Below are 14,790 nucleotides of genomic sequence, written 5' to 3'. Positions count from 1 at the left end.
GGGATCGTGAAGCTGCCGGAAGGCGTCGAGATGGTGATGCCGGGCGACAACGTGACGATGGATGTCGAGCTGATCGCCCCCATCGCCATGGACCAGGGCCTGCGCTTCGCCATCCGCGAGGGCGGCCGCACCGTCGGCGCCGGCGTCGTTGCGAGCATCGTGAAGTAGGCTTCCGGCCAGGGGCTGGAATTCCGGACGGGCCGCCTTCGGGCGGCCCGTTTGCGTTTCGGAGGGGGTAATGGCCCCTCGACAGCGCGGCGCTGCCGCCCTATAGGGCTTGCCGCGCCGTGGCTCGGCCCGGCGTGAAGGGGCGTAGCTCAATTGGTAGAGCGCCGGTCTCCAAAACCGGAGGTTGGGGGTTCGAGACCCTCCGCCCCTGCCACCTGCCCCGGCCCGGCCGGGGCATTCCTGTCTTGTCCAGGGTGGCATCCCTCCCCATGCTGCGGGGGTGGGCGGCCGCCCGCGAAGCGTTAACCGCAGCCCGGAAGGTTCGTTGTCTTGGCCAAGCTGGATCCCGCGCAGTATGTCCGGGACGTGCGGACGGAGGTGGCGAAGGTCACCTGGCCGAGCCGCAAGGAAACCCTGATCACGACCGGCCTCGTCCTGGCGATGTCGGCGCTGGCCGCGGTGTTCTTCCTGGTCGCCGACCAGTTGATCGCCCTGGCGATGCGCGGCCTGTTCGGAATCGGGTGAGGGAGCAGCAGGCGATGGCCAAGCGCTGGTACGTGGTCCATGTCTATTCGGGCTTCGAGAAGAAGATCGCGCAGCAGATCAAGGAACAGGCCGCCCAGAAGGGCCTGGCCGACCAGATCGACGAAATCCTGGTTCCCGCCGAGGAAGTGACTGAGGTCCGCCGCGGCCAGAAGGTGAATTCCGAACGGAAATTCTTCCCCGGCTATGTGCTGGTGAAGATGGAGATGTCGGACGATGCCTGGCACCTGGTGAAGGACACGCCGAAGGTCACCGGCTTCCTCGGCAACCGTAACAAGCCCAGCCCGATCACCGAGGCCGAGGCCCAGCGTATCGTCAACCAGGTGAAGGAAGGGGTGGAGAAGCCCCGCAAGCCCGCCGTGATCTTCGAGGTGGGCGAGCAGGTCCGCGTCGCCGACGGCCCCTTCACCAGCTTCATGGGAACGGTCGAGGAGGTGGACGAGGAGCGTGGCCGGGTGAAGGTCTCGGTCAGCATCTTCGGCCGCTCCACCCCGGTGGAGCTGGAATACACCCAGGTCGAGAAGACCTGACGCCTCGCCCCCGGGCTTGCTGCCCGGGGGATTAGGACATGGTCCGGGCCTTACCGGCCCGGATTTGCACCGCCGCCGAGAAGATTGCGCAGCAGGCCGCCCAGGCCTCCCTCCAACTCACCTTCATGCTGCGGGACGCGGCCGCCGGGTGTCAGCCGGTCCACCATATCGGGCAGGACCCGGCTCACCTCATTCATCAGCGTGCCGCGGTCGGTGCCGGCCTGCTGGGCGGCGGCATCCACATCCTTCGGGTCGAAGGCGCGGGAGAGTTCATCCGCGGAGACGTTATGGTTCGGGCCGGGACGCACCCAGCTATCGACATGCCGCTCGAGCCCCTGGTTCCGCAGCCCGCCGAGCAGGCCGCCCAGCCCACCCAGGATGCCGCCCGCCGCGCCAGCGCCGGCCCCGCCGAGCAGCCCGCCCAGGATATCGCCCAGCCCGCCGCCGCCACCCTGGGGCATGGATTGGGGCATTCCTTGGGGCATCCCTTGTGGCATGGACTGCGGCACCGACCCTTCCCCGCTACGGGAATGCTTCATCAGCTGCTGGATCAGCAGCGCGATGGCCGCCATCTTCATCCCGCCGGAAAGGCCACCTGCCAGCCCGCCGCCAGATCGTCCGAACAGATTCTCGCTCATCGCTTATCTTTCCCGTTCTCGATGGTTCTGCAGCCCCAACGCGCCAGGAATGAGGGCGATGCGACCATAGGAGAAAGGAATCCGCAGCCCGGGCGGAACCCAGGCGCGAGCGGCGGCTTTACCCCGGCGCGTTGGAACGCGTTGGAAAGGGAACGGGCATGGGTATCATCGGAACGATCGTCATCGGTTTCCTCGCCGGGCTGGTTGCGAAATTCCTCCATCCGGGCCGGGACCCCTCGGGCTTCATCATCACGACCCTGCTCGGCATCGTCGGCGCGGTGGTGGCGACCTATCTGGGCCAGGCCGTGGGCTGGTACCGGGCCGGGGAAGGGGCCGGCTTCATCGGGGCCGTGGTAGGGGCGGTGATCCTGCTGGCCATCTACAGCATCATGACCCGGCGCTCCTCGGCGGACCGGCTCTAAAACCCACCGGCGGGGGGATGCCCAGATAGGGCTTGACTCCCCCGCCGCACCCGCCCATACGCCCCCGCTCTACTCAGATCGGGACGCGGGAGGCGTCCGGCCGCCCTTATGGGGAGGCCGGCGCCGTTAGCACCGCGGCTCCCTGACCACAGGGACGTATCATGGCGAAGAAGATAGTCGGCTATATCAAGCTGCAGATTCCGGCCGGGAAGGCGAATCCCTCCCCGCCGGTGGGCCCGGCGCTGGGTCAGCGCGGCCTCAACATCATGCAGTTCGTGAAGGAGTTCAACGCGGCGACCCAGGGCCTCGAGCCCGGCACGCCGACGCCGGTGGTCATCACCGCTTTCTCCGACCGCACCTTCGCCTTCATCACCAAGACGCCGCCGAACACCCATTTCCTGCTGCGCGCCGCCAAGATCGACAAGGGCAGCCAGACGCCGGGCAAGGGTGGCTCCGTCGGCCGGGTCACCAAGACCCAGCTGCGCGAGATCGCCGCGACCAAGATGAAGGACATGAACGCCAACGACGTGGAAGCGGCGGTGCGCATGCTGGCGGGCTCGGCCCGCTCCATGGGCCTCACCGTGGTGGAGGGCTGATCCGATGGCCAAGCAGGGCAAGCGCCTCAAGGCGATCTATTCCTCCATTGACCGCGACGCCATCGTTTCGCTGACCCAGGCGATCAGCCTGGTGAAGGCGAATGCCAAGGCCAAGTTCGACGAGACCATCGAGATCTCGATGAATCTCGGCATTGACCCGCGCCATGCCGACCAGATGGTCCGCGGCGTGGTCGGCCTGCCGAACGGCACCGGCAAGACGGTCCGCGTCGGCGTCTTCGCCCGCGGCCCGAAGGCCGAGGAGGCGCTGGCCGCCGGTGCCGATGTGGTCGGCGCCGATGACCTTGCCGCCGCCGTGCAGGAAGGCCGGATCGAGTTCGACCGCTGCATCGCCACCCCGGACATGATGGCCCTGGTCGGCCGGCTCGGTAAGATCCTCGGCCCGCGCGGCCTGATGCCGAACCCCCGCCTCGGCACCGTCACCATGGATGTCCGCGGCGCTGTCACGGCCGCCAAGGCCGGCCAGGTGGAGTTCCGGGCGGAGAAGGCCGGTATCGTCCATGCCGGCATCGGCAAGGCGAGCTTCGACGAGGCCAAGCTGATCGAGAATGCCCGCGCCTTCGTCGATGCCATCCAGCGCGCCAAGCCGGCCGGCGCCAAGGGCACCTATGTGAAGAAGGTGTCCCTGGCCTCCACCATGGGCCCCGGCGTGAAGGTCGACATCGCCTCGCTGAGCGCGGCCTGATCTATTCGCCCGCCCTTCGGGGCGGGCGCGCAGGGACGGCCTTCCGGCCGTCCCGAGACCTGTCCGAGACCGCAGGTGCCCCCAGCCGGGGGTTTAAGGGGGCCAGGCCCCGCCAGCGCAAGACGGGATGCGAGACGTTTTCGCCGCCGGGTCCGCCCGGCGGTGCTGATGGCTTGGCAATCCGGCTCAGACAGGCGAACCGGGGCCTGCGGCATTCTGCCGCCGGCCCCCGAGTGAACCGGCCGGAGCCCCTCCACCAGGCGCCGGCCACCGACGGAGACGGGATATGGACCGCACGGAAAAGCGCGAGTTCATCGCCCAGCTGGCCGCGGTATTCGCAGACACCTCCTTCGTGCTCGTCGCCCAGAACAAGGGCCTGACGGTTGCGGATGTGAGCGAGCTGCGGCGCCGGATGCGGTCGGCTGGTGCGACGTACAAGGTCGCGAAGAACCGGCTGGCCATGCTCGCCCTCGACGGCACCCGCTTCCAGGCTGTCTCGCCGCTGCTGAAGGGTCCGACCGCGCTCGCGTGGTCGACGGATCCGGTGGCGGTGGCGAAGACCGCCGTGGAGTTCGCCAGGACGAACGACAAGTTCGTGATCCTGGGCGGGGCGCTTGGGACCCAGGCCCTGAACCCCGATGGGGTCAAGGCACTGTCCGAGCTGCCCTCGCTCGAGACGCTGCGGGCGCAGCTGCTGGGTCTGATCCAGACCCCGGCAACGCGCATCGCCGGGGTCCTGCAGGCCCCTGGTTCGCAGCTGGCACGGGTGTTCAGCGCCTTCGCGAAGAAGGATGCCGAGGGTGGGGCGGAAGCCGCCTGACCAATGGGATAGCCCCCCGCCGAGGGTGGGGGTGTTGCAAACGGCAAGCCAAGCCATTAGATCAAAGGACACACAGACATGGCCGATCTCGCAAAGCTGGTCGATGAGCTCTCCAGCCTGACCGTCCTGGAGGCCGCTGAGCTCTCCAAGATGCTGGAAGAGAAGTGGGGCGTTTCCGCGGCGGCTCCGGTCGCGGCGGCAGCGGCGCCTGCTGCTGGCGGTGGCGCTGCTGCGGCGGCTCCCGCCGAGGAGCAGACCGAGTTCACCGTCACCCTCACCGCGGCCGGCGACAAGAAGATCAATATCATCAAGGAGATCCGCACCATCACCGGCCTGGGCCTGAAGGAAGCCAAGGATCTGGTCGAGGGCGCGCCGAAGGTGGTGAAGGAGGCTGCGTCGAAGGACGAGGCCGCCAAGATCAAGAAGGTGCTGGAAGAGAACGGGGCGACCGTCGAGGTCAAGTAAGGCGGTCCCCACCAGTATTCCGGCTCTGGCGTCCTTCGCCGGGGTCGGGGCAGATTTGTTGGAGATGCGGGCGGGAACCCCCTGGGTTGCCGCCCGTGCTGCCGTTGCAGGGCCCCATCGGGCCGCGCGGTCAGCGGACGGGATATCGGCACGCGCCGGGCAGCGCGCCGGACGAGAGGGGTACGGGGACAGGCATGAACGCTATCACGAAGTCGTTCACCGGGCGCAAGCGCATCCGCAAGAGCTTCGGCCGGTTGCCGGAAGTGGCGCCGATGCCGAACCTCATCGATGTGCAGCGGGCCTCCTACGAGGCCTTTCTGCAGATGGAGGTCAATCCGGACGCACGCACCCATACCGGGTTGCAGGAAGTTTTTAAATCGGTTTTCCCGATCGACGACTTCGCCGGCCGCGGCCGGCTGGAATTCGTCCAGTACGAGCTCGAGGAGCCGAAATACGACGTCGAGGAGTGCATCCAGCGCGGGCTGACCTTTGCCGCCCCGCTGAAGGTGCGGCTGCGCCTGATCGTCTGGGACGTGGATGAGGACACTGGTTCTCGTTCCGTGCGCGATATCAAGGAGCAGGACGTCTATATGGGCGACATGCCGCTCATGACGGACAACGGCACCTTCATCATCAACGGCACCGAGCGCGTCATCGTTTCCCAGATGCACCGCAGCCCGGGCGTCTTCTTCGATCACGACAAGGGCAAGACCCATAGCAGCGGCAAATACCTGTTTGCCGCCCGCGTCATTCCCTATCGCGGCTCCTGGCTCGACTTCGAATTCGATGCCAAGGACATTTGCTATGTCCGCATCGACCGCAAGCGGAAGCTGCCCGCTTCCACGCTGCTGCTCGCGCTGGACTCCGCCCGGACCGAGGCGTTGCGCGCCGAAAAGGGCGCGGCGCTGGAGCCGAACGAGGTCCGCGGCATGGATGCCGAGGAGATCCTGGCGCAGTTCTACGGCCAGGTCGCCTTCACCCGCAGCGCGCAGGGCTGGTCGCGGCCCTTCGACCCCGAGGCCTTCCGCGGGGTCAAGCTGCAGGAGCCGCTGATCGATGCCAAAACCGGCCAGGTGGTGGCGGAGAAGGACGCCAAGCTGACGCCGCGCGCCGCCCGCAAGATCGCCGAGGGCGGCACCACCGAGGTGCTGGTCGGCCGCGCCGACCTGCTCGGCCGCTTCGTGGCCGAGGACCTGGTCAATATGGAGACCGGCGAGATCTGGGCCGAGGCCGGCGAGGAGCTGACCGAGCCGAAGCTGGCAGCGATCGAGGCCGCCGGCCTCGACCGGCTGCCGACGCTCGCCATCGACCAGGCGGTCGGCCCCTGGATGCGCAACACGCTGGTGGTGGACAAGAACGCCAACCGCGACGAAGCGCTGATGGACATCTACCGGGTCATGCGCCCGGGCGAGCCGCCGACGCCGGAGACCGCCGAGACCCTGTTCCGTGGCCTGTTCTTCGACGGCGAGCGGTACGACCTGTCCTCGGTCGGCCGGGTGAAGATGAACATGCGCCTCGGCTTCTCCGCCGAGGAGGTGCCGGACACGATCCGCACCCTGCGCAAGCAGGACATCATCGCCACCGTGCGCGTGCTGCTGGAGCTGAAGGACGGCCGCGGCCAGATCGACGACATCGACAATCTCGGCAACCGCCGGGTGCGCTCGGTCGGCGAGCTGATGGAAAACCAGTACCGCGTCGGCCTGCTGCGAATGGAGCGCGCGATCAAGGAGCGCATGGGGTCGGTCGATATCGACACCGTCATGCCGCATGACCTGATCAACGCGAAGCCGGCCGCGGCCGCGGTGCGGGAGTTCTTCGGCTCCTCGCAGCTCAGCCAGTTCATGGACCAGACCAACCCGCTGTCGGAAGTGACGCATAAGCGCCGCCTCTCGGCGCTTGGCCCGGGCGGTCTGACCCGTGAGCGTGCCGGCTTCGAAGTGCGCGACGTGCACCCGACGCATTACGGCCGCATCTGCCCGATCGAGACGCCGGAAGGCCCGAATATCGGCCTCATCAACAGCCTCGCCACCTTCGCCAAGGTGAACAAATACGGCTTCATCGAGACGCCGTATCGCCTGGTGCGGGACGGGAAGATTGTCGGCGAGCCGCGCTACCTCTCCGCCATGGAGGAGGAGCGGCTGGTGGTCGCCCAGGCCGATGCCGAGGTCGATGCGGATACCGGCGAGTTCAAGTCGGAGCTGGTGAGCGTGCGCCAGGGCGGCGACTTCCGGCTGGTGAAGCCGGAAGAGGTCACGGCCATCGACGTCTCGCCGAAGCAGCTGGTCTCCGTCGCCGCGGCGCTGATCCCGTTCCTCGAGAACGATGACGCCAACCGCGCGCTCATGGGCTCGAACATGCAGCGCCAGGCGGTGCCGCTGGTCCGCGCCGATGCGCCGCTGGTCGGCACCGGCATGGAGGCAGCGGTGGCGCATGATTCCGGCGCCACCATCGTGGCCCGGCGCGACGGCGTGGTGGACAGCATCGACGGTGCCCGCATCGTGGTGCGGGCCACCGGCGATGACGGTACCACCCGTGGCGTCGACATCTACCGGCTGCGCAAGTTCCAGCGCTCCAACCAGTCCACCTGCATCAACCAGCGCCCGCTGGTGAAGGTGGGCGACGCCGTGCGCGCCGGCGAGATCATCGCCGACGGGCCGAGCACGGAGTTGGGCGAGCTGGCACTGGGGCGGAATGTCCTCGTCGCCTTCATGCCGTGGAACGGCTACAACTTCGAGGACTCCATCCTCATCAGCGAGCGGATCGCCAAGGACGACGTCTTCACCTCGATCCATATCGAGGAATTCGAAGTCATGGCCCGCGACACCAAGCTGGGCCAGGAGGAGATCACCCGCGACATCCCGAATGTCGGTGAGGAAGCGCTCCGCAACCTCGACGAGGCGGGCATCGTCTATATCGGCGCCGAGGTGCAGCCGGGCGACATCCTGGTCGGCAAGGTGACGCCGAAGGGCGAGAGCCCGATGACGCCGGAGGAGAAGCTGCTCCGCGCCATCTTCGGCGAGAAGGCCTCCGATGTGCGCGACACTTCGCTCCGGCTGCCGCCGGGCGTGGCCGGCACCATCGTCGATGTCCGCGTCTTCAGCCGCCGCGGCGTCGACAAGGACGAGCGCGCCATGGCGATCGAGCGGGCCGAGATCGAGCGGCTCGCCAAGGACCGTGACGACGAGAAGGCCATCCAGGAGCGGTCCTTCCACAGCCGGCTGCGCGAGCGCCTGCTGAACAAGAAGGCCTCGGGCGGCTTCCGCGGCGTCAAGGCGGGCACGGTCATCACCGATGAGGTGCTGGACCAGTTCGCCAAGGCCACCTGGCGCCAGATCGGCGTGCAGGATGATGCCGCCATGGCCGAGATCGAGGCGCTGAAGCGCGAGTTCGACGCTGCCGTCGAGCGCCTGCAGAAGCGCTTCGAGTCGAAAGTCGAGAAGCTGCAGCGCGGCGACGAGCTGCCGCCCGGCGTGATGAAGATGGTCAAGGTCTTCGTTGCGGTGAAGCGGAAGCTGCAGCCCGGCGACAAGATGGCCGGCCGGCATGGCAACAAGGGTGTCGTCTCGCGCGTCGTCCCGGTGGAGGACATGCCCTTCCTCGAGGACGGCACCACGGCCGACCTCGTGCTGAATCCGCTCGGCGTGCCGTCGCGGATGAATGTCGGGCAGATTCTCGAGACCCATCTCGGCTGGGCCTGCGCCAATCTCGGCAAGCAGGTGGGTGAGCTGGTCGAGGAGTATCGCCGCACCGGCGCCATGCGGGAGGAGCTGATGGCGCATCTCCGCGCCACCTATGGCGAGGAGATCTTCCAGCGCGACATCGCGCCGATGAGCGATGACCAGCTGATCGAGCTCTGTGACAACCTGAAGAAGGGCATCCCGATTGCGACGCCCGTCTTCGACGGTGCGCGGATGGCGGATATCGAGGGCATGCTGGACCGCGCCGGGCTCGACAGCTCCGGCCAGGTCTGGCTGACCGATGGCCGCACCGGCGAGATCTTCGAGCGCAAGGTGACAGTCGGCATCATCTACATGCTGAAGCTGCACCACCTAGTCGACGACAAAATCCACGCCCGTTCCATCGGCCCCTACTCGCTCGTCACCCAGCAGCCCCTGGGTGGCAAGGCGCAGTTCGGTGGTCAGCGCTTCGGCGAGATGGAGGTCTGGGCGCTGGAGGCCTATGGCGCCGCCTATACGCTGCAGGAGATGCTGACGGTGAAGTCCGACGACGTCTCCGGCCGCACCAAGGTCTATGAGGCGATTGTCCGCGACCAGGACAATTTCGAGGCCGGCATCCCGGAGAGCTTCAACGTCCTGGTGAAGGAGCTGAAGTCGCTCGGCCTCAACGTCGATCTCGAGACTCGCGGCAGCTGAGGCTGCTGCCCATATCCTTCTTTCACGGCCGCCCCGGCACCACCGGGGCGGCAGGCTGGACCACAAGGAAGGCCGCATGAACGAGCTGATGAAGATCCTAGGCCAGACCGGCCAGGCAATGACCTTCGACCAGATCAAGATCTCGATCGCCTCCCCGGAGCAGATCCGCTCCTGGTCCTATGGCGAGATCAAGAAGCCGGAGACGATCAACTACCGCACCTTCAAGCCGGAGCGGGACGGGCTGTTCTGCGCCCGCATCTTCGGCCCGATCAAGGACTACGAGTGCCTTTGCGGCAAGTACAAGCGGATGAAGTTCCGCGGCATCATCTGCGAGAAGTGCGGCGTCGAGGTGACGCTGGCCAAGGTCCGGCGCGAGCGCATGGGCCATATCGAGCTGGCCAGCCCCGTCGCGCATATCTGGTTCATGAAGTCGCTGCCCAGCCGCGTCGGCCTGATGGTCGATATGTCGCTGAAGGAGCTGGAGAAGGTCCTTTATTTCGAATCCTATGTCGTCCTTGAGCCTGGCCTGACCGATCTGAAGCTGCATCAGCTTCTGAACGAGGACCAGTATCAGGCGAAGATGGATGAGTTCGGCGAGGACGCCTTCTCCGTCGGCATCGGCGCCGAGGCGGTGAAGGGGATGCTCTCCGGCATCGACTGCGACAAGGAGGCCACCCGGCTGCGCGCCGAGCTGAAGGAGACCACCTCCGAGGCGAAGCGCAAGAAGCTGGTGAAGCGGCTGAAGCTGATCGAGGCCTTCGCTGAATCGGGTGCCCGTCCGGACTGGATGATCCTCGGCGTCGTGCCGGTGATCCCGCCCGAGCTGCGCCCGCTGGTGCCGCTGGATGGCGGCCGCTTCGCGACCTCCGACCTGAACGACTTGTACCGCCGCGTCATCAACCGGAACAACCGGCTGAAGCGCCTGATCGAGCTGCGCGCCCCGGACATCATCGTCCGGAACGAGAAGCGCATGCTGCAGGAGGCGGTGGATGCGCTGTTCGACAACGGCCGCCGCGGCCGCGCCATCACGGGTGCCAACAAGCGCCCGCTGAAGTCGCTGTCCGACATGTTGAAGGGCAAGCAGGGCCGGTTCCGCCAGAATCTGCTCGGCAAGCGCGTCGACTATTCCGGCCGCTCGGTCATCGTGGTCGGGCCGGAGATGAAGCTGCATCAGTGCGGGCTGCCGAAGAAGATGGCGCTCGAGCTGTTCAAGCCTTTCATCTACTCGAAGCTCGAGAAATACGGCCACGCCACCACCATCAAGGCCGCCAAGCGGATGGTGGAGAAGGAGCGTCCCGAGGTGTGGGACATCCTCGAGGAGGTCATCCGCGAGCATCCGGTCATGCTGAACCGGGCGCCGACGCTGCACCGCCTCGGCATCCAGGCCTTCGAGCCGGTGCTCGTCGAAGGCAAGGCGATCCAGCTGCATCCGCTGGTCTGCACCGCCTTCAACGCCGACTTCGACGGCGACCAGATGGCCGTGCACGTCCCGCTGTCGCTCGAGGCGCAGCTGGAAGCGCGCGTGCTCATGATGTCGACCAACAACATCCTGAGCCCAGCCAACGGCAAGCCGATCATCGTGCCGAGCCAGGACATCGTCCTTGGCCTCTATTATCTCAGCCTGGAGACGCCGGAATTCCGCGTCGCCGACGAGAAGGAGGCGCCCGCCTTCGCCTCGATGGGTGAGATCGAGCAGGCCCTGGCCGCCGGTGCGATCCAGCTCCACACCAAGATCCGCATGCGGCGCCAGGCCATGGACCGCGACGGCAAGGTGGTGACGGAGCGGGTGGTGACGACGCCGGGCCGGGTCATGATGGGCCAGCTTCTGCCGCTGCACCCGCAGCTGCCGTACAGCCTGATCAACCGTCAGTTGACGAAGAAGTCGATCTCCGACGTCATCGATGCCGTCTACCGGCATTGCGGCCAGAAGGAGAGCGTGATCTTCGCCGATCGGCTGATGGGCATCGGCTTCCGTCAGGCGGCGAAGGCCGGCATCTCCTTCGGCAAGGACGACATGATGATCCCGGCCAGCAAGCCGGAGATGATCGCCAAGACCAAGGCCGAGGTGAAGGAGTTCGAGCAGCAATATCTCGACGGCCTCATCACCGCCGGCGAGCGCTACAACAAGGTCGTCGATGCCTGGTCGCGCTGTACCGAGGAGGTGGCGCAGGCCATGATGAAGGAGATCTCCCGCCAGGAGATCGGCCGGCCGACCAACAGCGTCTGGATGATGTCCCATTCCGGTGCGCGTGGGTCGCCTGCGCAGATGCGCCAGCTGGCCGGCATGCGCGGCCTGATGGCGAAGCCGAGCGGCGAGATCATCGAGCAGCCGATCATCTCCAACTTCAAGGAGGGGCTGACAGTCCTCGAATACTTCAACTCCACCCACGGCGCCCGGAAGGGCCTGGCGGATACGGCGTTGAAGACGGCGAATTCCGGCTACCTCACCCGCCGTCTGGTGGATGTGGCGCAGGACTGCATCATCGTCATGAACGATTGCGGGACCGAGCGCGGCATCACCGTCCGGCCCGTGATGGATGGCGGCGAGGTCATCTCCTCGCTCTCCGAGCGCATCCTCGGCCGCTTCACTCAGCGTGACGTGGTCGATCCGGCGACGGGCGAGGTGCTGGTCGCACGGAATACGCTGATCGAGGAGCCGGATGCCGAGCGCATCGAGGCGGCTGGCGTGGAGGAGATGTATATCCGCTCCGTCCTCACCTGCGATGCCGGCGTCGGCGTCTGCGGCCATTGCTACGGCCGAGACCTAGCCCGCGGCACGCCGGTGAATGTCGGCGAGGCGGTGGGCGTCATCGCCGCGCAGTCGATCGGCGAGCCGGGCACCCAGCTGACCATGCGCACCTTCCATATCGGTGGTGCGGCGCAGCGCGGGGCCGAGCAGTCGGCGGTGGAAGCCACCAATGACGGCACGGTCAAGATCGCCAACCGCAACGTCGTGGCGAACAGCGCCGGCGCGCCGGTGGTGATGAGCCGCAACTGCGAGATCGTGCTCAGCGACATGGCCGGCCGCGAGCGGGCGCGCTACCGCGTGCCCTACGGCGCCCGGCTGCTGATCGACGAGGGTGCGACAGTCGCGCGCGGCCAGAAGCTGGCCGAGTGGGATCCCTTCACCCTGCCGATCATCACCGAGCGGGCGGGCACGCTGGAATTCGCCGACCTCATCGAGGGCGTGACCCTCTATGAGGAGACGGATCCGGTGACCGGCCTCAGCTCCAAGGTGGTGCGCGAGCCGGCGGACAAGGCCCGCAATGCCAATCTCCGGCCGCGGCTGCTGCTGCGCTCGGCGGATGGGCAGACGCAGCAGTACTTCCTGCAGCCGGCCTCGGTGCTGAACGTCGAGAATGCGGGCGTGGTGAAGGCGGGTGACGTGCTCGCCCGGCTGCCGCGCGAATCCTCGAAGACCCGCGACATCACCGGCGGTCTGCCGCGTGTTGCCGAGCTTTTCGAGGCTCGCCGTCCGAAGGACCATGCGATCATCTCCGAGATCGATGGTCGCGTGGAATTCGGCAAGGACTACAAGGCGAAGCGCCGCATCGTGGTGGTGCCGGAGCAGCAGGGCGACGAGGCTCCGGTGCCCCGCGAATACCTGGTGCCGAAGGGCAAGCACGTCTCGGTGCAGGAAGGCGACTATGTGAAGGCCGGCGACCCGCTCGTCGACGGCCCGCGCGTGCCGCACGACATCCTGCGCGTGCTGGGCGTCGAGGCGTTGGCGAACTACCTGGTGAATGAGATCCAGGACGTCTATCGACTCCAGGGCGTGAAGATCAACGACAAGCACATCGAGGTGATCGTTCGCCAGATGCTGCAGAAGGTCGAGATCCTCGAGCCCGGCGACACGACCTATCTGGTCGGCGAGCAGGTGGACCGGATCGAGTTCGAGCAGGAGAACGAGAAGCGGCTTCAGGCCAAGGAGCGGCCCGCCCGGGCCGAGCCGGTGCTGCAGGGCATCACCAAGGCCTCGCTGCAGACCACCAGCTTCATCAGCGCCGCCTCCTTCCAGGAGACGACGCGGGTGCTGACCGAGGCGGCTACGGCCGGCAAGGTCGATGTGCTGGCTGGCCTGAAGGAGAACGTCATCGTCGGCCGCCTCATTCCGGCCGGCACGGGCTCCGTCATGAACCGGCTGCGGGCGCTGGCGGCGCAGCGGGACCGCGGGCGGCTGCCGACCGCGCAGCCCGTGCTGCCGGAACCGGCTGGACGTCAGGCTGCCGAGTAGTTCGGCTGCGACACGAGAAAGGGGCCGGGTTCCGCAAGGAGCCCGGCCTTTTTCATTTTGAGCTGTGGATTTTCATTCGCTAGGGCTCGCTTCGCTTGACTCACTCATCGGTAGCGCGTAGGTAGCCCGCCCTTGGCAGGGCCGGGCGCTGTGGCGCCGGACTGCCGGGACTTTGGTCCACAACGCTGCGCGTCCGGCACCGCGACCCCCGACTGGGTTGCTCAGGCCGGGTGCCGGTCAGGGCGCCCGCCGGCGAGCACTCGCTCCGCCAGTGCGGGCATTCTGGCTTTGCGCGGCGGCGGGGCCGACGGACGGTACACGAAGGGGCGTCATGCCGACGATCAACCAGCTCATCGCCCAGGGGCGCGAGCCGAACGCCAAGCGGAACAAGGTTCCGGCGCTGCAGGGCTGCCCGCAGAAGCGGGGCGTGTGCACGCGCGTCTACACCACCACGCCGAAGAAGCCGAACTCGGCGCTTCGTAAGGTGGCAAAGGTTCGCCTGACCAATGGCTACGAGGTGGTGAGCTACATCCCGGGCGAGGGTCACAACCTCCAGGAGCACTCCGTGGTGCTCATCCGGGGCGGCCGCGTGAAGGATCTTCCGGGCGTGCGCTACCACATCCTCCGCGGCGTCCTGGACACCCAGGGCCTGCCCAAGCGTCGTCAGCGCCGGTCGCTGTACGGCGCGAAGCGGCCGAAGTAAGGAGAGGCTGAGGAATGTCTCGCCGTCATAGCGCGACGAAGCGCGAAGTTCTGCCGGACCCGAAATTCGGGGATCTCGTCCTCAGCCGTTTCATGAACGTGCTGATGTATGACGGCAAGAAGAGCACCGCCGAGCGCATCGTCTATGCCGCCATGGATACACTGAAGCGTCGGGTCGGGCCGAACGGCGACCCGCTGCGCATGTTCCATGAGGCCATGGACAATGTGAAGCCGGCCGTCGAGGTGCGGAGCCGCCGTGTCGGTGGCGCCACCTACCAGGTGCCGGTCGAGGTTCGGCCCGAGCGCCGGCAGGCCCTGGCGATCCGCTGGCTGATCGAATCCGCCCGCAAGCGCGGCGAGAACACGATGGAGGAGCGCCTCTCCGGCGAGCTGATGGACGCGGCGAACAACCGCGGCACGGCCGTGAAGAAGCGCGAAGACACGCACCGGATGGCGGAGGCGAACAAAGCCTTCAGCCATTACCGCTGGTAATCCGGACCCGATCGAGGAACGACGACGATGGCGAAGGCGAAGTTTGAGCGGAACAAGCCGCACTGCAACATTGGGACGATCGGGCACGTCGACCATGGCAAGAC

13 protein-coding genes and 1 tRNA gene are annotated in these 14,790 nt (G+C 66.9%); 13 read left to right on the top strand and 1 reads right to left on the bottom strand.

The window, feature by feature from the left end:
* The 4 genes from JMJ55_RS29685 to nusG form a co-directional block, all read left to right on the top strand.
* Positions 1-168: EF-Tu C-terminal domain-related protein (locus JMJ55_RS29685; protein WP_456237090.1), on the top strand; the 168-nt coding region annotated here is incomplete at its 5' end.
* A 138-nt stretch (positions 169-306) separates the two neighbouring features.
* Positions 307-382 (top strand) — tRNA-Trp (locus JMJ55_RS29680).
* A 116-nt stretch (positions 383-498) separates the two neighbouring features.
* The gene (gene secE / locus JMJ55_RS29675; protein WP_202829217.1) at positions 499-693 is read left to right on the top strand and encodes a preprotein translocase subunit SecE; all 195 of its coding nucleotides are present in this window, start codon (positions 499-501) and stop codon (positions 691-693) included.
* Between the two features lie 14 nt (positions 694-707).
* Positions 708-1,241, top strand: a complete 534-nt coding sequence (gene nusG / locus JMJ55_RS29670) for a transcription termination/antitermination protein NusG (protein ID WP_202829216.1) — start codon at positions 708-710, stop codon at positions 1,239-1,241.
* A 50-nt stretch (positions 1,242-1,291) separates the two neighbouring features.
* On the opposite strand, the gene JMJ55_RS29665 is transcribed toward nusG, so the two are convergent.
* Entirely contained in the window at positions 1,292-1,879 is a 588-nt protein-coding gene (locus JMJ55_RS29665; RefSeq protein ID WP_202829215.1) for a YidB family protein, read from the bottom strand.
* Between the two features lie 158 nt (positions 1,880-2,037).
* Here JMJ55_RS29665 and JMJ55_RS29660 point away from each other — a divergent pair, with 158 nt between their 5' ends.
* The 9 genes from JMJ55_RS29660 (at position 2,038) to rpsG (ending at position 14,686) form a co-directional block, all read left to right on the top strand.
* Entirely contained in the window at positions 2,038-2,301 is a 264-nt protein-coding gene (locus tag JMJ55_RS29660; protein ID WP_202829214.1) for a GlsB/YeaQ/YmgE family stress response membrane protein, read from the top strand.
* Between the two features lie 161 nt (positions 2,302-2,462).
* Positions 2,463-2,897, top strand: a complete 435-nt coding sequence (rplK, locus tag JMJ55_RS29655) for a 50S ribosomal protein L11 (RefSeq protein ID WP_202829213.1) — start codon at positions 2,463-2,465, stop codon at positions 2,895-2,897.
* 4 nt (positions 2,898-2,901) lie between these two features.
* Positions 2,902-3,600, top strand: a complete 699-nt coding sequence (rplA, locus tag JMJ55_RS29650; RefSeq protein WP_202829212.1) for a 50S ribosomal protein L1 — start codon at positions 2,902-2,904, stop codon at positions 3,598-3,600.
* Between the two features lie 286 nt (positions 3,601-3,886).
* Positions 3,887-4,420 (top strand): 50S ribosomal protein L10, encoded by a 534-nt coding sequence (rplJ, locus tag JMJ55_RS29645; RefSeq protein WP_202829211.1) that lies wholly within the window; start codon positions 3,887-3,889, stop codon positions 4,418-4,420.
* A 78-nt stretch (positions 4,421-4,498) separates the two neighbouring features.
* Entirely contained in the window at positions 4,499-4,885 is a 387-nt protein-coding gene (gene rplL, locus JMJ55_RS29640) for a 50S ribosomal protein L7/L12 (protein ID WP_202829210.1), read from the top strand.
* A gap of 194 nt (positions 4,886-5,079) precedes the next feature.
* Positions 5,080-9,258 carry a DNA-directed RNA polymerase subunit beta gene (gene rpoB / locus JMJ55_RS29635; protein WP_202829209.1) on the top strand — a complete coding sequence of 1,393 codons (4,179 nt, stop codon included), beginning with the start codon at positions 5,080-5,082 and terminating at the stop codon, positions 9,256-9,258.
* Positions 9,259-9,334: 76 nt separating this feature from the next.
* A complete protein-coding gene (rpoC, locus tag JMJ55_RS29630) occupies positions 9,335-13,492 on the top strand; it encodes a DNA-directed RNA polymerase subunit beta' (RefSeq protein WP_202829208.1) in 4,158 nt (1,385 codons plus the stop codon).
* Between the two features lie 331 nt (positions 13,493-13,823).
* Positions 13,824-14,195 carry a 30S ribosomal protein S12 gene (gene rpsL / locus JMJ55_RS29625; RefSeq protein WP_043337543.1) on the top strand — a complete coding sequence of 124 codons (372 nt, stop codon included), beginning with the start codon at positions 13,824-13,826 and terminating at the stop codon, positions 14,193-14,195.
* A gap of 14 nt (positions 14,196-14,209) precedes the next feature.
* The gene (gene rpsG / locus JMJ55_RS29620) at positions 14,210-14,686 is read left to right on the top strand and encodes a 30S ribosomal protein S7 (protein ID WP_202829207.1); all 477 of its coding nucleotides are present in this window, start codon (positions 14,210-14,212) and stop codon (positions 14,684-14,686) included.
* The last annotated feature ends 104 nt before the right edge of the window (positions 14,687-14,790 follow it).

Source organism: Belnapia mucosa (assembly GCF_016775475.1).
Lineage (GTDB): Bacteria > Pseudomonadota > Alphaproteobacteria > Acetobacterales > Acetobacteraceae > Belnapia > Belnapia mucosa.
This window is presented reverse-complemented; position numbering and strand designations above follow the sequence as displayed.